This window comes from Actinoplanes sp. TFC3, from assembly GCF_001553785.1.
In the GTDB taxonomy this organism is placed as follows: Bacteria; Actinomycetota; Actinomycetes; order Mycobacteriales; family Micromonosporaceae; genus Actinoplanes.
Window position 1 is genome coordinate 2,207,924 of sequence record NZ_LOJP01000001.1, and the last position, 20,731, is coordinate 2,228,654.

Genomic DNA, 20,731 nt, shown 5'->3' on the forward strand with positions numbered 1-20,731 from the left:
GGGGAGCTGTGGCCGGGGCGCGGGGGTGGTTCCGGCTGAGGCCGGGCGTCGGCGGCGGTCACAGGCCCTCGGCCCGGTCCTCGCCGAGGGCGGTGAGCCGGTCGCGCAGCCGGGCCGCCTCGTCCGGCGGGAGGCCGGGGATCTTGGCGTCGCTGGCTGCCGCGGCGGTGTGCAGTTGCACCGTGGCCAGCTTGAATGCCCGTTCCAGGGGGCCGGCCGTTACATCCACGAACTGCATGCGCGCGTACGGCACGATCGACAGCCGCCGGATCACCAGGCCGTGGCGCACGAGCAGATCGTTGTCACGTTCGGCGTACCCCCACGCCTTCACTGCTCGAAACGTCACGATGGCGCGCCAGGCGGCCAGGGCGAGCTCGACGACGATGAGCACGGGCCAGAGCCAGTAGCCGGTCCAGATCCAGACGGCGGCGAACACGGCGAGCGCGGCGACCGTCCAGCCGGCCAGGCCGATCAGCTCTACAGTGATCAGGCTGCGCGACACCGGCCGCCAGGCGACGGTCTCGGGCCACGGTTCCAGGGCGCTCGCATGCTCGCTCACCCCTTGAGACTAGTCAGCGGGGGGAAACTCGGTCACCTCGCGCAGGAAACCCCTGAGATCCAGGAATTCGCCCAAGGTCTTCCGATGCTGGTCACAGGCGAGCCAGATTTTCCGGTACGACGCCGCGTGCAATTTTGGATTGTTCCAGTGCAACGCCCACACAGCCGCAGCCCGGCAGCCCTTGGCCGAACATTGAACGGCGAGATCCTCGACCATCGGCACAACGTTACCGGCGGGAGATGGTGCTTTGAGCGCCGGGCGACCACGGGGGAAGTCGCCCGGCGACGGGGTGAATGTTACACGGGTGATCCGGGCTTTCGTCTACCCGCTCGTGGTGCCCGTCCGTGCGCATCGCGCAGAAAGATCGACATCTCATCGTCTACGGTCGGCGCGTAATGCGGCTCTGCCGGACTGCTCCCAGCATGGTCGTGTAAGTCTTGAGCGTCGGCATGCGCGCCGACGCGACCGCGAAGTGCACAGGAGGACCGGTGGCCGAGCCGACCACGCCCGAGGGTACGACCAGCGCGAGCGCCCCTGCCGGTGCGTCGGGTGACCCGGTGCCGCCCGCCCAGGACGCCACCCAGCTCGAACGGGCCATGTTCGAGGTCAAGCGGGTGATCGTCGGGCAGGACCGGATGGTCGAGCGGATGTTCGTCGCCCTGCTCGCGCGTGGGCACTGCCTGCTCGAAGGCGTGCCCGGCGTGGCCAAGACGCTGGCCGTGGAGACGCTGGCCCGGGTCGTCGGCGGCTCGTTCTCCCGCGTGCAGTTCACCCCCGACCTGGTGCCCGCTGACATCGTGGGCACCCGGATCTACCGGCAGTCCAGCGAGAAGTTCGACGTCGAGCTGGGCCCGGTGTTCGTCAACTTCCTGCTCGCCGACGAGATCAACCGGGCGCCGGCCAAGGTGCAGTCGGCGCTGCTGGAGGTGATGGCCGAGCACCAGGTGTCGATCGGCGGGGAGTCCCACGCGGTGCCCGACCCGTTCCTGGTCATGGCCACCCAGAACCCAATCGAGCAGGAGGGCGTCTACCCGCTGCCCGAGGCCCAGCGCGACCGCTTCCTCATGAAGATCATCGTCGGTTACCCGACCGACGCCGAGGAGCGCGAGATCGTCTATCGGATGGGCGTCAGCGCGCCGGAGCCGAAGCGGATCTTCACCGCCGGCGACCTGCTGTCCCTGCAGCGCCGCGCCGACCAGGTGTTCGTGCACAACGCGCTGGTCGACTACACGGTCCGGCTGGTGCTGGCCACCCGGGCCCCGGCCCAGCACGGCATGCCCGACGTGGCCAACCTCATCCAGTACGGAGCCAGCCCCCGCGCCTCGCTCGGCATCGTCCGCGCCACCCGGGCCCTCGCCCTGCTGCGGGGCCGGGACTATGCGTTGCCGCAGGACGTGCAGGACATCGCCCCGGACATCCTGCGCCACCGGCTGGTCCTCAGCTATGACGCGCTGGCTGACGACATCCCGGCCGACCACATCGTCGCCCGGATCATGGCCAGCGTGCCGATGCCCTCGGTGGCCTCGCGCCAGGACGCCTCGAACGGCCCCGCGGCGAACGGCCACGCCGCCCAGGTGTCCGGGGTGCCCGCCCCGGCCAGCGGCGTGCCCTTCGGCGGCCAGCCGCACCCGGGCGCCTTCCCGGTAGGCCCCGGCCAGCACGGCCAGGTCACCCACCAGCACGCCCACCAGGGCCTCGGCCAGCAGCAGCACGGCCAAGGCCAGCACGGCCCCGGCCAGCACGGCCAGGGCCAGCAGCATGGCCAGGGCCAGCAGCATGTGGGCCAGCAGCACGGCCAGGGCCAGCCGGGCCAGGGCCAGGGGGGCCAGCCGGGGCAGGGTCAGCAGCTACCGGCCTGGCCGGGGCAGCAGTGACGGTCGAGCCGTGACCACATCCCAGGAAGCCGGCTCCGGCACCGCGCGTGCCGAGGTCGTACTGTCGCGTCTTCAGCTCTTGGTCACGCGCAAGCTTGATGGTCTGCTCCAGGGTGACTATGCGGGTCTTCTTCCCGGGCCGGGCAGCGAGGCGGGGGAGAGCCGCGAATACCGGCCGGGTGACGATGTGCGCCGGATGGACTGGCCGGTCACCGCGCGCACCACGCTGCCGCACGTCCGGCGCACGGTGGCCGACCGCGAGCTGGAGACGTGGATGGCGATCGACCTGTCCGCGAGCCTCGACTTCGGCACCGCCAAGTACCTGAAACGCGACCTGGTGCTGGCCGCGGCGACCGCGATGGCGCATCTGACCGTGCGCGGCGGCAACCGGATCGGCGCGGTGGTCGGGACCGGGCCGGGGCAGGTGGCCGCGCCGCAGCGCACCGGGCTGTTCCGCCGTAAGCGCGAGCAGCAGCCGGTGCCCGAGCAAGCGCCGGTGATGCGGTTGCCGGCCCGGCCCGGACGCAAGGAGGCGCAGGGGCTTTTGCGCGCCATTGCACGTACCGAGATCAAACCCGGACGGGCCGATCTGGGTGCCTTGATCGACCTGCTCAACCGCCCGCCTCGCCGCCGGGGTGTGGCAGTGGTGGTCTCGGACTTCTTGGCGCCGGTTGACGGCTGGTCGCGGCCCATCCGCAAGCTCGGGGTACGCCATGACGTGCTGGCCATCGAGGTCGTCGACCCGCGCGAGCTGGAACTGCCCGACGTCGGGGTGCTGACGCTCGCCGATCCGGAGACCGGCGCGCTGCACGAGGTGCACACCGGCGACGCCAAGCTGCGCGCCGCCTACGCCGAGGCCGCCGGTCAGCAACGCGGAGAAATCGCCCGGGCCCTGCGCGCCGCCGGGGCCGCACACTTGAGGCTGCGCACCGACACCGACTGGCTGCTGGATATGGTCCGGTTCGTGGCCGCTCAACGACACGCACGCACCCGGGGGACGACCCGATGATCCGCTTCTTGCAACCCTGGTGGCTGCTCGCCGTCCTGCCGGTCCTGCTCGTGGCCGCCGCCTACATCTGGCGGCAGTTCCGCAAGCGGCAGTACGCGATGAAGTTCACAAACGTCGACCTGCTGCGCTCGCTCGCCCCCAAGGGCCTGGGCTGGCGCCGTCACCTCGCGGCCGGCGCGTTCCTGCTCAGCTTGCTGGTGCTGTCGCTGGGGATGGCCCGGCCGTCGGTGGACCGCGAGGAACCTCTGGAACGGGCCACGGTCATGCTGGCCATCGACGTGTCGCTGTCGATGGAAGCCGACGACGTCGCGCCCAACCGCATCGAGGCCGCCCAGGAAGCTGCGAAGTCGTTCGTGCAGGAGCTCCCGGCGACGTACAACCTGGGCCTGGTCTCCTTCGCCAAGGCCGCCAACGTGCTGGTCCCGCCGACCAAGGACCGCGCGGCGGTGATCACCGGCATCGACGGGCTCACCTTGGCCGAGGCCACCGCGACCGGTGAGGCGGTGTTCACCTCGCTGGACGCCATCCGCTCGGTGCCGGCCGATGGCGCGGATGGTGCCCCGCCGGCGCGCATCGTGCTGCTGTCCGACGGCTACCGCACGTCCGGGCGGTCCATCGAGGACGCGGGCGCGGCGGCGCTGTCAGCCAACGTGCCGGTCTCGACGATCGCGTTCGGTACGGACACCGGCGTGGTCGACATCCGCGGGGCGCTGCAACGCGTACCGGTGGATCGCCTGTCGCTGCAGCAGTTGGCGGAGAAGACCAAGGGCTACTTCTACGAGGCCGCTTCGGTGAGCGAGCTGAAGAAGGTCTACGAGGACATGGGAAGCTCGATCGGGCACCGGGTCCAACCGCGGGAGATCACGCAGTGGTACGCCGGAGCAGCGCTACTGTTCGGCATCGCCGCCGCAGGCCTGAGTTTGCTGTGGACGTCCCGCCTGCCCTGAGCGAGCTTCACACCGGACAAGAACGCGCGCCGACGAGACACTGTCAGATCGGCGCGCGTGATCCGGTCACGGGGTGTTGTGCACGAGAACGAACACGACGACCACCCAGGCAGCGGCGATGGTGAAGCTCAGCGGTGCGACGAAACGGTTCATGGCATTCGGCTTTCCGGTCATGGCTCAATGGGGATGCGCATGAGGAAAGTCGCGACCGGCACTCCTCGCCGGGGCCGCGGCGCAGCACGGCAACACCCGTGGGAAGCGGGTGCGGCAAGGAGCGGGTGAGCGGTGCCGGCAGCCTCGTGACTCAGGGCTGGCGACGAGCGGCCCGGCCACGACTAGGAGGATCGCTATCTCGCACAGCGATCACCTCCGTCAGTAGCGGGCCGTCTGGAACCGTTGGAGACAGTACTCCCCAAGTCCCACTTGAGAAATCCGGGGCAGCCTTGGTGCCCGCCACCGGTGTTGGCCGGTCACGGCTACGAGACCGGCTCTCAGCACCGGCAACCAAGCGATCCGGGTCAGCACCCAGGCGCTCGCGTCCGGGGAACCGATCAGGCTTCGCACCCCAGGTACCCAGGTCAGAGCGGCGCTGAACCCGACGGCGAGCAGCAACACACTCTGATGCCACAGATAGACCGCAAGCGCTCGTCCGCCAATCCACCGAACCCATTGCCGGGGCCGGGGTTCGCGGTTTCGGATGACGAGAAATACCCCTGTCTGGGTGACGGCCAAGGCGATCGCGGCCAGCGACGGCGGGTCAAGCTTCGACCGGCCCTGACCGGGAACGTCCACCGCGCTGACCGGGTAACCGCCGACCGTGACAAGCAGCAGAAGGGCGCACAAGCCGCCGCCCGCGGGCATCCATCCGTGTCGTTTGCCGTCAAATTCCCCTTCGGCGACAGCAGTTCCGAGCACCCCAGGAATGGCCCACGCGCCCACAATTGACAGCGGACCGGGCACCAGCACGCCGAGCACCATCCATTTCGCACAGGGGTGACCCAGGCGCAGCACGAGATAGGGGAAAAGGAACCACAACGTGCCGGTCGAAACGCCAAGCAAACTCGCCACCACAAGTGCGAAAACCCAAGCCAAGACGAACAGAGAAGCAGCTTTTGCCGTACGACCGAAGCGCCCTTTGTCGTCTGATCGTGCCCGGGTGAAACCACTGATGAAGAAGAAAAGACCGAGCCTTTGCAGCACCCAGGTAATCGGCGCCAGCGATGGCATCGACGTCAGCGGACTGGCCGTGCGCAGACCGGCTTCGCCCAGGACGAAACCGGTAACCAGCCAATGCCCGAGCACTACACCACCCATGGCGCACACGCGCAAAGCGTCAATTCCGTGATCCCGCTGCCCGCTCATGCGGCGCTCCCGGCAACGACCTGAGCAACCGCGGGCAACGTCGCCGAACCGTCGCTCGAACAGCCGTCGTGCCCGTCGACCCCCTCGGCCGGCAGAGCAATCGCACCGAACCGCGAATCCGAAGGCCGCCGCCCATGCCCGAGCCCGGCCACCCGCACCTGCGGCACCCGCCGGATCCAGTCACCAGCGGCGAAGGCCGTCCACACCCGTGCGCCACCCAGGTCCGCCACCCGATCGACGCCCATCCCCGGCGCCCCGAGCGCCACGATGTCGTGCACGCGGGGCAGCCGGGGAGCCGCCAGGCCCCGCGACCAGCGCGCCGTAGCTGTGCCCCACCAGCGTTACCTCGGCGTTGCGGCCAGGTCCGACGGCCCGCCCGTCGCCGGCTTCGTCGTACAGCAGACAGTTCCGCCCGTCGCGCACCAGGGCAGCGCGGGAATGAGCGGGTTGCGGCACCGCAAGGACGGTCAGGGTCAGCAGCAGAGCAAGCGTCAGCGTTCGCATGCCCGGCAGCGTGCGGTGCCGATGGGCGCGGACACGTCACCCTGCAGTGCTGACCCAGGCGTCAAACGACTCAGGTATGACTGAGCCCGGGTTCCGCCTACCCGCAGGTAACGCCTAGTCTCCAAGCGAAACCGAGAAGTACGTTGAGCAGAGGAGCAGTGCGTTGGCCCGCACCGTGTTGGTGACCGGAGGAAACCGTGGCATCGGCCTGGCGATCGCCCAGGCCTTTGCCAAGCAAGGCGACCGGGTGGCCGTCACGCACCGCGGTAGCGGCGCCCCCGAGGGACTGTTCGGCGTGCAGTGCGACATCACCGACCCCGCTGCCGTCGATGAGGCCTTCACCACGGTGGAGAAGGAACTCGGTCCGGTGCAGGTGCTCGTCGCCAACGCCGGCATCACCGACGACACGCTGATCATGCGCATGTCCGAGGAGCAGTTCGGCCGGGTCATCGACACCAACCTGACCGGCTCGTTCCGGGTCGCCAAGCGCGCGAGCACCAAGATGCTGCGCGGCAAGTGGGGCCGGATCATTTTCATCTCCTCGGTCGTCGGGCTCTACGGCGGTCCGGGCCAGGTGAACTACGCGGCGAGCAAGGCCGGGTTGGTCGGTATGGCCCGCTCGATCACCCGCGAGCTCGGCAGCCGTAACATCACCGCCAACGTGGTCGCGCCGGGCTTCATCGAGACCGAAATGACCGACGTGCTGCCCGACGCCCGCAAGGAAGAGATCCTCAAGTCGATCCCGGCCGGGCGGCTGGCCACGCCGGAGGAGGTCGCGCAGACGGTCACGTTCCTGGCCAGCGACCACGCGGCCTACATCAACGGTGCGGTCATCCCAGTCGACGGCGGTTTGGGCATGGGTCACTGAACAGCCCGACAGCAAAGAAGAGAAACAGGAGTATCAGTGTCTGCACTGCTGGCCGGTAAGCGGCTGCTCATCACCGGCATCATCACCGACGCGTCGATCGCGTTCTCGGTGGCCAAGCTCGCCCAGGAGAACGGCGCCACCGTCGTGCTGACCGGTTTCGGCCGGCTCTCGCTGGTCGAGCGGATCGCCAAGCGCCTGCCCGAGCCGGCCCCGGTGATCGAGCTGGACGTGACCAATCCCGAGCACCTGGCGTCGCTGGAGGGTAAGGTCCGCGAGCACGTCGACGGCCTCGACGGCGTGGTCCACTCCATCGCGTTCGGGCCGCAGAGCGTGCTGGGCGGCGAGTTCCTCAACGCGGGCTGGGAGGACGTGGCGAAGGCGCTGGAGGTGTCGACGTACTCGTACAAGTCCCTCGCCACCGCCTGCCTGCCGCTGATGGCCTCGGGCGGCAGCATCGTCGGCCTGACCTTCGACGCAACCAAGGCGTGGCCGGTCTACGACTGGATGGGCGTGGCCAAAGCCGGCTTGGAGTCGGCGTCGCGCTACCTGGCGCTGCACCTGGGCAAGCAGGGTATCCGCAGCAACCTGGTCTCGGCGGGCCCGCTGCGCACGATGGCGGCGAAGTCGATCCCCGGCTTCGAGCAGTTCGAGGACGCCTGGGCCCAGCGCGCGCCGCTCGGCTGGGATCTGACCGACCAGGAGCCGACCGCGCGGGCGATCTGTGCGCTGCTGTCGGACTGGTTCCCGGCCACCTCGGGCGAGATCGTCCACGTCGACGGCGGTTACCACGCGCTCGGCGCTTGATCGACGACGCATCACCGATGGTGCGTAACCGATTGCGCATGACCAGCGGCGCGTAACCGGCGGCGCGGACCAGCGGAAAGGGGGCTTCGAGCCCCCTTTCTCCGTGTCCCGATACCAATCTAGCCTCCTAGGATGCTGAGGGGCGTCGAGCTGCATCACAGAGCAAGGGATGCGCCGCAGGCCCAGCCGAAGACAGAGCGCAAGGTTCACAGTCAGGGCACAGCCGAAGAGATCACATGTAAGGCCGAGGCGAACCGATAGGTCAAGGGTCACCACCGGTACGAAGGAGAACCCCCGTGGCCGCCATCGAAGCCATCAGCAGCACAACCAGCACCTCCGCCCAGACGGAACTCGAGAAGTACCAGCAGAAGCTGGCCGCCGACTTGGCAGCCAAGGCCGCCGAGAAGGTCATCGCGGCCGACAAAGCAGCCGTCACGAAGGCCCAGCAAGCTCAAGCCCAGCAAACCCAATCCCAGCATTCCCAGCAGATCCAGGCCCAGCAAGTGCAGGTCCAAGCCCAGCAGTCGACGCGGGCCGGCATCACGCCGACAGCAGGATCCCTCGACATTCTGGCCTGAGAACGAGGCGCAAGTATCCGCCGCCCGACTCCATCCCGCCGGGAAACGGGAAACATCGCGAGGCCCGGCCAGGAATCGCGCGCCACCAACCTGACCTGCGACGAAGTCAATAAGTCTCACCTGTGAGTTTTCTTCGGAAACAAAAGATCTTTCGCTTTCGCGGCGTTTAGCGTTTTCCCGTGGTGATCCGAGGGTTCCGCAATGACGAGTCGGGCGAGCCGCGCCGGTTGCGCGCTTTCGCCGCTGTGCTGCTGGCGACCGCTTTGGTGGGGCCGCCCACCGCCGCTCAGGCGGCGCTGGCCAATGTGAACACGACCGCGCAGGCACTGCGGGTCAATGTCACGCTGGCCGGTATCCCGGTGCTGGATCCCAGCACCGGGCAGAGCACGTGGCAGAGCGGGCAGGCCGCCAACGTCAAGCGCCTGGCCAATGTCAACGCGGTCGGCCTGCTGACCACCGGTGATGTCACCGCAAGCACCGGGCCGGACGGCGACGGCGGTCAGGCCCAGGCGAAGGTGGAAGGGCTGAACCTGCTGGGCGCGAACACGCTGAGCCTGGACGCGGTCACCACCTCTTGTTCCATGACGCCGACCAGCGTCACCGGGGGCACGGACACCGCGAACCTCAAGCTGCTCGGCGCGACCACGAACCCGTCCCCGGGGTTGGCCATCAACCTGCCAGGTCTTCTCACCGGCACGCTGGACAAGCAGACCGCGACCTACAACGCGACGTCGGGCCGGCTGAACTTCAACGTCCTCGGCCTGGACCTCAAGCTGCTGGGCGGCGTCGCGGAGGGCCCCGTGACCGTCGCCGAGTCGACGTGTTCGGGCGTCGTCAGGTTCGGGGCGATCCAGACCACTGCCAAGACCATCGTTCCGGGTACGACCGCAGCTCCCGCAGTCACCGTGACCAACGCCGGTGAGGTAGCCGCACCCAACACCGTCATCACCATCCCCGCCCCGCCAACCGGCTACACCCTGGGTGAAGTGACCACGACCGGCGGCGGCACCTGTTCGACGGCCAGCACCACGCAGATCCGCTGCACCGGCGTCACCGTGCCCGGCGGCGGCAGCGCCACTGTTTCGCTGCCGGTGACTGTGGCGGCGAACGCGGCAGGCGCCGGGAACTGGTCTCCCGGTACGGGCACGATCACCGCGGTCAGCACCCCGTTCCCCAACATCATGGACACCACGCTGTCGGTCAGCGGTTCCGGCCGGTTGGTGACCGTTGGTGACCCGCAGACGACCGGTGGTTCGATCACCGTGACCCAGATGACCGTGCCGGCCGGTAAGACCGCGCAGACGCCGATCACTGTCACCAACGCGGGCCCGTCGGATGCGCGCGCGACCGTCACGGTGCCGTTGGCGGGCGAGCCGGACGGCGTCTCGATCGTCAGCGCCGCGGTGGGCAGCAACCCGTGCACTGTTACCGCCACCACGATCACCTGCGCGGATGTCACTGTGCCGGCCAACGACAAGATCGAGATCACGGTCAAGGCGGCCGCGACGACCACCACCGCGCCCGGCACCACCTGGGATCTGGCGAACATCCGCGCGACCCTCAACGGCTCCCCGGTGACCGGTCAGGGCCGGCTGCTGACGGTCAGCGACCCGGATGTGAACCTCAACAACGGTTTGTCCATCACCCCGGCCACCGCGATCCCTGGCGGAAACGCCGCAACAGCGAAGATCAAGGTCGCCAACAGCGGAATTGTCCCCGGTACGAACACAGCTGTCACGATCCCGGCCCCGCCCACCGGCTACTCAGTCGGCACCGTGACCACCTCCGGCGGCGGCACCTGCACGAGCTCGGCCGCCAGCATCTACTGCAGCGGCGTCACCGTCCCCGCCATGGGATCGGTCACCGTGTCCGTACCGGTGACCCTGGCTTCGAATGTCACCACCAACTGGGTTACCACGCCCTCCGCCCCGGTCAGCGCGACCAGCGGCGACTCCACCGGGCAGACCTCCGGTGTCCTGATCACCGCGCAGCCGCAGTGGACCTTGTCGGTCGACGCGACCGGGCCGGCGCCGCGAACCGTACGGCCGGGGCAACGTACCTCGATGGGTGTGACAGTGACCAACGACGGCCCGTCGGATGCCACCGACGAGACCTTCACCGTGCTGGCCCCGCGTTCGACGACGTTCGGCACTCTCGACGGCACCGCCGCCCAGTTCTGCACCGCCACCGGCCCGACCGCGCTGAGTTGTACGGTTTCGCTCGCGGCGCGTGACAGCGTCGACTTGACCCTGCCGCTGGCGATTTCCGCTCAGGCCGATCCGGCCACGCCGCTGGACGGCGGTTGCGTGAGCTTCAACGGTGACGCGGACTGCAACGACCCCGGCGACGAGGGCCTGCCGTCGATCCAGTTGCGCACACCGCTGGGTACGCGCCTGACCACGACGCTGGCGCCGGTCACAGTCACGCCGGGACTCTCCGGAGTTGCCCGGGTGCGGCTGACCTCGACGCAGGACGAGGACAACCTGTCGGTGACCGTGCCGCTCGCCGCGCTGCCGGACGGGTTCCGGGTGACCACCGTGTCCACGACCGCGGCGCCGGGGGCCTGCACAATTGGCGCCACCGCGGTGACCTGCACCGGTCTGGGTCTGACCGCAGGACAGCAGCGGGAGGTCGCGCTGACCGTGGCCCTGGACCCCGGGGTGGTTCCGCCGGCCAAGTGGACCGCGAGCGACGTGGCGGTGTCCGACGGCGACGAGCAGGTGACGCGCAGCGGTGATCTGGCGGTGGCCGGTCCGCCGGTGATCGACCTGTCGGCGACAGTGACCGGCCCGGCCGACAACACCGTGCAGCCCGGCGCGACTACGCAGCTCAGCGTGGTGGTCGCCAACGCGGGCCCGTCGGACGCCGCAGACGCCACGGTCACGGTGCTGGCTCCCAACGGCGCGTCTTTCGGTACGCCCACAGCCCCCACCAGCACGTACTGCACAGTGACAGCCCCGTCGCGGGCGCAGTGCACCGCCGGCATCGACGCTCATGACCAGACCCCGCAGCTTGTGCTGCCGCTGCTCGTGTCGGGTGCTGCGGACCCGTTCACCCCGCTCGGTGGCGGCTGCGTCGACCTCGACGGGGTCACCGGCTGCGGGCCGGACGACGAGCCGATCGACCCGATCGTGCTGGCCGTGCCGTTTGACCGCCAGGTCAGCCTGGACACCACCAGCGCCACCGTCACCCCGGGCCGGCAGGACGTGGCCACCATCAGCGTGACCGCCTCGCACGGCGACCAGAACGGCGTCAGCGTGACCGTGCCGCTGGCCGAGCTGCCGGCCGGACTGTCGGTAGCCACTCAGAGCGCCAGTAATGGCGGTACGTGCACGCAGTCGGCTACCCAGATCACCTGCACCGGCTTGGCGATCACGCAGGGTAGGACAGGTGTGGTGTCGCTCGGTGTTGCCGCCGCGTCCTCGGCCACCGAGGGCACCACTTGGACCCCGACGGCGATCACCGTGGCGCGCGGCACCCAGTCGGCGACCACCCGCGGCCGGCTCGCCGTGGTCGGCGCGCCGCTGTACGTGCTGGACACCACGGTGACCGGCCCGGCCACCCCGATCGTTCCGGGCGGCACCGGCACCCTGGGCCTGGACATCGACAACACCGGCCCGTCGGACGCCACCGACGACACCATCTCCGTGCTCGCCCCCGACGGCGCGACGTTCGGCCCGCTCACCAGCCCCACGTCGAGCACCTGCACGCTCGTGTCGCCGACCCGGGTGTCCTGCACGTTCGACCTGCCCGAGGCGGCCCCGCCGCTGCGCCTGGCCCTGCCGATCGTGGTCTCGCCGGGCGCCGACCCGGGCATGCCGCTCGACGGTGGCTGCGTGGACCTGAACAACAACGGGATGTGCGACACCAGCGACGACCCGCTGCCGGACATCGTGCTGAGCGCGCCGTTCGACCGGCAGGTGGACATCGCCACCACGCCGGCGCAGGTGACGCCGGGCGCCACCGGCACCGCGCAGGTGCTGCTGTCGGCGAGCCCGGCGCAGACCGGCCTGACGGTGTCGGTTCCGCTGGACACCAAGCCCGCGCAGATGACGCTGGGCACGGTCGCGGCCAGCCCGTCCGGCACGTGCACGGTCGGCGCCACGGCGATCACGTGTACGGGGGTGAACGTGCCCGCCGGCGGTGCCACGATCAGCGTCCCGATCAGCGTGCCGGCCGACGCCCCGGCGAACCTGGTGTGGGCCACGCGGGCGATCACGGCCACCAACGCCAACGGTGACCGGGCCACCGGCGCGGGTCAGCTGGTACGCACCGGCGACCCCCAGTACACGCTGAACGCGGCGATCACCGGGCCGCAACCGGGGACGGTGCTGCCCGGCGACACCACCGGCATGCAGGTCACGCTGACCAACACCGGCACCTCCACGGCCACGAACGCCCTGGTGATGCTGCGCGCCCCGGTCGGCACGGCGTTCGGCACGCTGACCGGTTCGATCGCTGATGCCTGTACGCCGGACAGCGCGACCCGGCTCAGCTGCTCGGTGACCCTGGCCGTGACCCCAGCGAGCCTGGTCTGGACGGTGCCCATCGTGGTGCCCGGCAACGCCGACCCCGCGCAGGCGCTGACCGGTGGCTGCCTGGACCTCGACGGTGACTCGGCCTGCGGCGGCACCAACGACCGCGCGCTGCCCGACATCGTGCTGGCCACCCCGCTGGGCCAGGTCACCACGTTGAGCGCCACGAACACCCCGATCGTGCCCGGCGCCACCGCGACCACCACGGTGACCGTGGCGATGAGCCAGGCCCGCGGCGGTGTCCGGGTGGGCATTCCGCGCGACGCGCTGCCGGCCGGGGTGACCACCACCGGCATCGCCGTCGACTCCGGCACCTGCACGACGAGCCCCACCGCGTACACCTGTGGTGATTTCAGCATCGGGGCCGGTGGCAGCATCGCCTTGCGTGTGTCGCTTGCCGCCACCGCTGCGGCGAACCCGGGCGCGGTGTGGGCGCCGGCCGTCACGGTGTCGCGGGGCAGCGAGTCGGTGAACCGGAGCGTGACCGCCGCGACCGTCGGCGCCGAGAACGCGCCGCTGACCGTGACCGTGGCGGGCCCGGCGGACGGCACGCTGCTGCCCGGTGACACCGGCGACCTGCAGGTCACCGTCACCAACCCGGGTCCCTCGAACGCCCGCAACGCCCGGTTCGTCTTCCGGGCGCCGACCGGCACCTCGTTCGGCACCCTCAGCACCGCCGTCGCCGAGTTCTGCGTGCGTTCCTCGGCCACCCAGGTCGACTGCACGCTCGACGTGCTCGCCGCCACGAACGTGCAGTTCACGCTGCAGATCCTGGTGCCGCCGACGGCCGATCCGGGCGAACCGGTGGACGGTGGCTGCGTCGACACCAACCGCGACGGCGCCTGCACCACCCCGCCGGACAACCCGATCCCGGACATCGAGCTGGGTGCACCGCTGGGCACCTCGGTGACCGTGTCGGCGCGCACCGGCACCGCGACCCCGGGCCTGAGCGCCACCGGCTATGCCGTGGTCAACTCGCAGCGCCCGGCGAGCGGGCTGGGCCTGAGCGTGCCGCTGACCGGGCTGCCCACCGGCTTCTCGGTGACCTCGGCGACCGGCCCGGCCGGCTCGTCCTGCCAGGTGCAGGCCACGCAGATCGTGTGCTCGAACGTGACGCTGACGGCCGGCACCAACGAGGCTGTGTCGATCGTCGTGGCGACCGCCTCGAACCTGCCCGCCGGGGTGACGTGGGCGGCGAACCCGATCACGCTCACCCGCGGCACGCAGACGGCTCAGGGCAACGGCACGATCCTGACCACGGGTACGCCGGTGCCTGGCGTCAACGTTGCGGTCAGCGGCCCGACCGACCCGGTCGAGACGGGTACGACGACCACGATGACGGTCACGATCACCAACGCCGGCCCGTCGGATGCCACCGGTCAGGTCGCCACGATCCAGGCGCCCAGCCAGACGACCTTCGGCACCCTGTCCGGTCAGGCCGCCGCGGACTGCACGGTGGTCAGCACCACCCAGCTGAGCTGCCGTTTCAACCAGGCGGTGGGCGCCGGCCCCCGGGTCTGGGTGCTGCCGGTGGCGGTGGCCGCGGACGCCGACGCGGGCTTGCCGGCCAGCGGTGGCTGCGTCACCATCGGCGGCTCGCGGACCTGCCTGGCCGACATCGACGTGAACGACCCGCTGGCGTTGTACCAGCCGCTGCGCAACACCGCGACCATCGAGTTCGGCCCCGAGGAGATCTCCGCCGGGTCGAGCGGCTCGCCGACGATCACGGTCGCCGACACGAGCATCCGCGACGGGTTGAGCCTGATCGTGCCCACCGAGAACCTGCCGAGCGGTTTCACGATCTCCGGAGCCACCCCGCTGTCCAGCGACGGTGAGAATTCATCCGGTACGTGCGAAGCGCAAGACAACCAGGTCAGCTGCACCGGAATGGCGGTCGAGGCGGGCACCATCACGGTGACGCTGGACGTCGCCGTGGCCTCGGGCACCGCCAGCACCGCCAAGTGGACGGCGACCAACGTCACGCTCACCGACGACGACAGCACCACCGACCAACTCGTGGCCTCCGGGGTGCTGGTGACCACGGGCGGCGACGCCGACACGGTCACCACCACGTTCGGCGCGCCCACGGTCAACCCGGCCGCGCCCGGGCAGAAGACGGTGCTGCCGATCCGGCTGAGCAACCCGGGCCCTGACGACGCCACCCCGCACGTGCTGACCCTCAAGGTGCCGCGCGGGCTCACCCCGGGCTCACCTCTGCCCGGCGACTGCGTGTGGGACGAGGAAGCCAACGTGGTCACCTGCACCCGTGACCTGGTGGTGGGCGACGAGTACACCTACAACATCCCGTTTGTGGTGGGCCGCACGGTGCCGGTGAACACCACGATCATCGGGGGCTGCCTGGACGCCGAGCCGGCCAACGGTAGCTGCGACGACGCCGATGACCAGCCGATGCCGGGGATCTCGGTGGTGGCTAGCCGCGTCGACCTCAACCTGGGCGTCAAGCGCAAGACGACCACCGCGCGGCCCGGCGGGACGGTGCTGCTGAAGCTGCCGTACAGCAACAACGGTTCGCAGACGGCAAACGGGATCGTGTTCGAGATCGACCCGCCGGCCGGGGTGAACCTGGAGAAGGCGCAGGTGCTGCTGGACGCCTCGGCCAGCGCGGCGCTGGTGGCGGCGGCCTCGACCGACGAGCTCGCGGACGTCGACTGCATGCCCGACGAGACCGGCGACGCGAACGCCGTGGTGTGCGAGGGCCCGGACGCCCCGGTGGGCACGGCCAGCGAACTCTGGCTGACCCTGCGGATCACCACGGCGGCGAAGAAGGGCGTGCATCCGGTACGGGTGATGATCAGCACCACGAGCCCGGAGGGCAACATCACCAACAACACGATCGAGGCGCTGCTGTCGATCGCCGGGTCCACCGACACCGGCTCGGACGTGCCGGCCGACAACTCCACCAGCGGCGGCAGCGTCATCGGCAACCTGCCCAGGACCGGGCAGAGCCTCGGCGGGTTGCTCGCGGTGTCTGTGATGCTCATCATCGGCGGCGCCCTGGCCCGCATCGGCGCACGTAAGAGGCCGGTGACCAGGCAACGGTGACCGCTGAGCCATGGGGGTGCGTGGGCGCCACCGGACCGCAAGGGGGAGGATGGTCCGGTGGCGTACGACGCGTTTCTTCTGCTGTCCTTCGGCGGCCCCGAGCATCCCGGCGATGTGATGCCGTTCCTGCGCAACGTGACGCGCGGGCGCGGTGTCCCCGAGGAGCGGCTGGCTGCCGTCGCCGAGCACTACATGCACTTCGGTGGGGTGTCACCGATCAATCAGCAGTGCCGCGACCTGCTCGCCGCGGTGCAGGCCGACTTCGCCGCCAACGACGTGCAGTTGCCGGCGTACTGGGGCAACCGCAACTGGCAGCCCATGCTCGCCGACACCGTGGCGCAGATGCGCGACGACGGCATCACCTCCGCGCTCGGCTTCGCTACCAGCGCCTACGGCGGTTATTCGTCCTGCAAGCAGTATTGGGAGGACATCGCCGAGGCCCGCAAGAAGGTCGGCCCGGGGGCACCGGCGATCACCAAGCTGCGACAGTTCCACGATCACCCTGGTTTCGTACAGCCGCACGCTGAGGCCGTACGCGATGCTCTGCAGAAGCTGGACCCGGCACGGCGCGCAACGACCAGGCTGGTCTTCACCGCCCATTCGATTCCCAGCTCGATGGCCGCCACCGCCGGACCCACCGGCGGGCGCTACGAGGCCCAGCTCAACGAGACGGCCGCGCTGGTGCACGCCGCCGCCGCCGCCGACCTGCCCTGGGACCTGGTGTGGCAGAGCCGCTCGGGCCCGCCGCAGGTGCCGTGGCTGGAGCCCGACATCAACGACCACCTCACGGCGCTGGCCGAGAAGGGCGTCACCGACGTGGTGGTCAGCCCCATCGGTTTCGTCTCGGATCACCTCGAAGTCATCTGGGACCTCGACAATGAGGCCAAGGAGACCGCCGCCGAGCTGGGCCTGGGCTACGCGCGTGCGGCCACCCCCGGCACCGACCCCCGGTTCGTCACCATGATCCGCGAGCTGGTCCGGGAACGCACTCAGGACGCCCAGCGCGACAAGCTCGGTACGCTCCCGGTCTGGGACGTCTGCCCCGCCGACTGCTGCCCGCCGCCCCGACGCCGACCGTAGGTTCTTTGAGGAGTCTCATGCCCGAGCGCAAAGCCATCGAGAGCTGGCTCACCGACATGGATGGCGTGCTCGTCCACGAGGGCGAGCCGGTGCCGGGCGCGCCCGAGTTCGTCAACCGGATGAAGAAGTCGGGCAAGCCGTTCCTCATCCTCACCAACAACTCCATATACACCCCCCGCCACCTGCAGGCCCGCCTCGCGCGCATGGGTTTCGAAGTGCCCGAGCAGTCCATCTGGACGGCGGCGCTGGCCACCGCGCAGTTCCTGGCCGACCAGCGCCCCGGCGGCACCGCATATGTGATTGGTGAAGCCGGCCTGACGACCGCCATGCACGCAGCCGGCTACGTGCTGACCGAGTTCGCCCCCGACTATGTGGTTCTCGGTGAAACCCGCACCTACAGCTTCGAAGCGATAACCAAGGCGGTCCGGCTCATCAACGACGGGGCCCGCTTCATCTGCACCAACCCCGACGCCACCGGCCCCTCCAACGAGGGCGCCCTCCCCGCAGCCGGCTCGGTAGCAGCCATGATCAGCAAGGCCACCGGCGTGGACCCCTACTTCGTCGGCAAGCCCAACCCCATGATGATGCGCTCAGCCCTCAACGTCATCGGCGGCCACAGCGAAAGCACCGCCATGATCGGCGACCGCATGGACACCGACGTCCTCTGCGGCCTGGAAGCGGGCCTCGAAACAATCCTGGTCCTCACCGGCATCAGCACCCAGGCCGAAAGCGAACGCTACCCCTACCGCCCCTCCCGCGTCGTCAACAGCGTCGCCGACCTCATCAACGAGATCTGACCCTTCCCAGGCGTACAGCCCGCGCCCGGGTGGTACCTGGTGACGGTGATGAATGACTTGCGCTGGGGTGCTGCCGCCATCCTCGTCGCCGCGGCTCTTGCGACAGCAGGCTGCGGGACCGGGCCGGGTGATTCGGCGGCGCCCGGAGGCGAGGCTGCGCCGCCGCCGAGCGCGAACGCTGCGCTGACGGAGTACCTGGACTGCCTGCGCCAAAACGGCGTGCCGCTCCCCGCTGGACCACCTCCCGGTGGGCCACCGCCGGGCGGTCCTGGGCCGGGCGGTCCTGGGCCGGGCGTTCCCGGATCATCGGGCGTTCCTGGAGGACCGGGCGTTCCGGGTGGCGGCGGTCCCGGCCTGCCGATGGGCTCGGCCGGCCCCGGCGGACCAAGCGGAATCCCCGGCGGACCAGGCGGAATGCCGCCAGGCGCTCCTCCTGCACCTGGCCCCGGCAGTCCAGGCACCATCCCGACCAGCAAACCACCCGGCGTACCGGAAAAGACCTGGCGAAAAGCCCAGCAGGCATGCGCCAGTCAGGCCGGCAAGTAACCGACAGCGCACCGGCAGCCGCCCGATATTCGGTGGCGGCCGCCGCCGTGAGCGTGTGAACTGGTGGTGCTTGTGCCGTGACATCTATTTCAGGAGTGACAATGCGAGCGACTTCCACGCCCCGGACCCTTGCCCGTCCTACCGTGGAGTTGCACCTTGTCCCTGCTGAATTTGGGCATCGTCGCCCATGTTGATGCTGGAAAAACCAGCCTGACCGAGCGCCTGCTGTACGAAGCCGGCGCCGTTTCCCAACCCGGAAGCGTCGACGCGGGCACCACGCGCACCGACTCGATGGAGTTGGAACGCCGGCGCGGCATCACCATCCGGGCGGCCGTCACGTCGCTTCGCCTCGGTGAGCTCACCGTCAACCTGCTCGACACCCCGGGCCACCCCGACTTCATCGCCGAAGTCGAACGCTCCCTCGCCGTGCTCGACGCCGCTGTGCTGGTGGTGTCCAGCGTCGAGGGCGTCCAACCGCAGACCGTCGCCATCTGGCGAGCGCTGCGCCGCATCGGCGTACCCACAATGATTTTCCTCAACAAGGTGGACCGCCGCGGCGCCGACGTCGATCGGGCCCTCACCCAGGTACGCCAGCGGCTCACCCCGCACGCGGTCCTGCTCACCACCGCCACCGGTCAGGACGCCGTCGACCTCACCGGCGAATCCGTCGTGGAAGCGGTGGCCGAGGTCGACGACATCATCGCCACCCGATGGCTGGCCGGCGAAACAATCCGGGCGCGCGACGTCCGTCTGGCCATCCGGCATGCGGTACGCCGTGCCGAGTTCAGCCCCGTCGCATGCGGCTCGGCGATCACCGGAGCCGGCGTACCGCATCTGCGTCACCTCCTGGCCGCCCTGCTGCCGCACAGCGGCCAACCGGACGGCCCGCTGGCGGGCACCGTTTTCGCCGTCGACCGCGACGCGCATGGCAGGCGGGCTTGGCTGCGGCTGTGGTCCGGGCAGCTACGGGTACGCGACCGGGTGCCCGTCGAAGGAACCCGCCGGCAAACCGTGACCGGCATCGCCGTCAGCGAGCCGGCCGGCGTGCTCGATCGCCCGTCGGCTTCGGCCGGCCAGATCGCCGCGGTCCGGGGCCTGCCCGCTCGGATCGGCCAGCACATCGGCACCCCACCCCGGCGCAACCTTTACCGGTTCCCGCCGCCCACCCGCCAGGCCCTCGTCGAACCCGTCAACCCGTCCCAGCGACTGGCGATGTTCGCCGGCCTGGCCGAGCTCGCCGACGAGGACCCGCTGGTCGACCTGCGGCTGGAGGAACAGCAGGCGCAGGCGGTGATCCGCCTGCACGGCGAGGTGCAGAAGGAGGTTGTCGCGGCGCTGCTGGAGGAGCGGTACGGCGTAAGGGTGCGGTTCTCGGACACGCTGACCGCCTGCATCGAACGCGTGGTGGGCACCGGAGCGGCCGAGGACCGGGTCAAGGAACGCGGCAACCCGTACCTGGCCGGGCTCGGCCTGCGCATCGAGGCTGCCAAGACCGGCCACGGCATCGAGTTCCGCCCCGGCATCGAACCAGGTCGCCTACCCCCGGCGTTCATTGCAGCCACGGAACAGGGGGTACGCGCTGCCCTGCACCACGGCCGCCACGGCTGGCCGGTCACCGATTGCACGGTCACCATGACGTCATCGCAGTACTGGCCGCGCCAAAGCAAACCGCACCAGAAGTTCGACAAGTCCATCTCCAGCGTGGCCGCGGACTTCCGCAACCTGGCCCCGGTCGTGATATCTGCGGCGCTGCGCCAGGCGGGCACGCGGGTCTGCCACCCGATCGAGCGCTTCGACGTCAACCTCCCGCATCCCACGGTGGACGCGGTGCTGGGCCTGCTCGGCCGCCTCGGCGCGGTCATCCGCGACACGGCGGCGGCGGGCGGATACCTCGAGGTCAGTGGGGACGTACCGTCATCGCGGGTTCCGCAGTTGGTGGCGGCTTTGCCCGACCTGACGGGTGGGGAAGCGGTGCTGACTACTCACTTCGACCATTACGCGGCGGTGGGCGGCGGGGAGATGCCGGAGCTGCCGCGGCGCGGGCCCGATCCGGGGGAGCGGGAGGGGTGGTTCCGCGCTGTGCCACGGTAGGGGGCGTTGTTTACTGAAGGAAGGGGACAGGTGATGCGGGGCTGCAGCTCAAGCTTTTCGGCCGCTGGAGTGATCAGGAATCAAGAAGCGTCGCCCACCACGCCACTTCTACCG

Annotated in this window: 13 protein-coding genes and 1 pseudogene; 10 read left to right on the plus strand and 4 right to left on the minus strand. The window is 69.9% G+C overall.

Annotated elements, in window-relative coordinates:
* Positions 1-58 precede the first annotated feature (58 nt).
* Entirely contained in the window at positions 59-559 is a 501-nt protein-coding gene (locus tag TFC3_RS10140) for a PH domain-containing protein (RefSeq protein WP_067498577.1), read from the minus strand.
* Positions 560-568: 9 nt separating this feature from the next.
* Positions 569-775 carry a hypothetical protein gene (locus TFC3_RS10145; RefSeq protein WP_067498580.1) on the minus strand — a complete coding sequence of 69 codons (207 nt, stop codon included), beginning with the start codon at positions 773-775 and terminating at the stop codon, positions 569-571.
* A gap of 272 nt (positions 776-1,047) precedes the next feature.
* On the opposite strand from TFC3_RS10145, the pseudogene TFC3_RS10150 reads away from it, so the two are divergent.
* The 3 genes and pseudogenes from TFC3_RS10150 to TFC3_RS10160 all read left to right on the plus strand — a co-directional run.
* Positions 1,048-2,184: pseudogene (locus tag TFC3_RS10150) on the plus strand (AAA family ATPase); the annotation flags it as partial.
* 259 nt (positions 2,185-2,443) lie between these two features.
* Positions 2,444-3,442 carry a DUF58 domain-containing protein gene (locus TFC3_RS10155; RefSeq protein WP_067498586.1) on the plus strand — a complete coding sequence of 333 codons (999 nt, stop codon included), beginning with the start codon at positions 2,444-2,446 and terminating at the stop codon, positions 3,440-3,442.
* On the plus strand, positions 3,439-4,389 hold the full coding sequence (locus tag TFC3_RS10160) for a VWA domain-containing protein (RefSeq protein ID WP_067498589.1): 951 nt from the start codon (positions 3,439-3,441) through the stop codon (positions 4,387-4,389). Before TFC3_RS10155 ends, TFC3_RS10160 begins: the two co-directional genes overlap by 4 nt.
* Before the next feature lie 372 nt (positions 4,390-4,761).
* Here TFC3_RS10160 and TFC3_RS10165 read toward each other — a convergent pair whose 3' ends face one another.
* Both TFC3_RS10165 and TFC3_RS39200 read right to left on the minus strand, forming a co-directional pair.
* Entirely contained in the window at positions 4,762-5,751 is a 990-nt protein-coding gene (locus tag TFC3_RS10165) for an acyltransferase family protein (RefSeq protein ID WP_153040165.1), read from the minus strand.
* Positions 5,748-6,029, minus strand: a complete 282-nt coding sequence (locus TFC3_RS39200; RefSeq protein WP_236718058.1) for an alpha/beta hydrolase — start codon at positions 6,027-6,029, stop codon at positions 5,748-5,750. The genes TFC3_RS10165 and TFC3_RS39200 overlap by 4 nt, the downstream gene beginning before the upstream one ends.
* Before the next feature lie 389 nt (positions 6,030-6,418).
* On the opposite strand from TFC3_RS39200, the gene fabG reads away from it, so the two are divergent.
* From fabG to TFC3_RS10205, 7 genes are all read left to right on the plus strand, one after another.
* Positions 6,419-7,123, plus strand: coding sequence for a beta-ketoacyl-ACP reductase (gene fabG / locus TFC3_RS10175; RefSeq protein ID WP_067498598.1), 705 nt, complete (start codon positions 6,419-6,421; stop codon positions 7,121-7,123).
* A gap of 36 nt (positions 7,124-7,159) precedes the next feature.
* Positions 7,160-7,927: an enoyl-ACP reductase FabI gene (fabI, locus tag TFC3_RS10180; RefSeq protein ID WP_067498608.1), complete on the plus strand. Its 768-nt coding sequence runs from the start codon at positions 7,160-7,162 to the stop codon at positions 7,925-7,927.
* 296 nt (positions 7,928-8,223) lie between these two features.
* Positions 8,224-8,505 carry a hypothetical protein gene (locus TFC3_RS10185; protein ID WP_067498610.1) on the plus strand — a complete coding sequence of 94 codons (282 nt, stop codon included), beginning with the start codon at positions 8,224-8,226 and terminating at the stop codon, positions 8,503-8,505.
* Positions 8,506-8,684: 179 nt separating this feature from the next.
* The gene (locus TFC3_RS10190) at positions 8,685-16,103 is read left to right on the plus strand and encodes a hypothetical protein (RefSeq protein ID WP_067498612.1); all 7,419 of its coding nucleotides are present in this window, start codon (positions 8,685-8,687) and stop codon (positions 16,101-16,103) included.
* A 57-nt stretch (positions 16,104-16,160) separates the two neighbouring features.
* A complete protein-coding gene (locus tag TFC3_RS10195; RefSeq protein ID WP_067498614.1) occupies positions 16,161-17,183 on the plus strand; it encodes a ferrochelatase in 1,023 nt (340 codons plus the stop codon).
* On the plus strand, positions 17,132-17,980 hold the full coding sequence (locus TFC3_RS10200; protein WP_369819671.1) for an HAD-IIA family hydrolase: 849 nt from the start codon (positions 17,132-17,134) through the stop codon (positions 17,978-17,980). Before TFC3_RS10195 ends, TFC3_RS10200 begins: the two co-directional genes overlap by 52 nt.
* Before the next feature lie 702 nt (positions 17,981-18,682).
* Entirely contained in the window at positions 18,683-20,617 is a 1,935-nt protein-coding gene (locus tag TFC3_RS10205; RefSeq protein WP_067498620.1) for a translation factor GTPase family protein, read from the plus strand.
* Positions 20,618-20,731 lie beyond the last annotated feature (114 nt).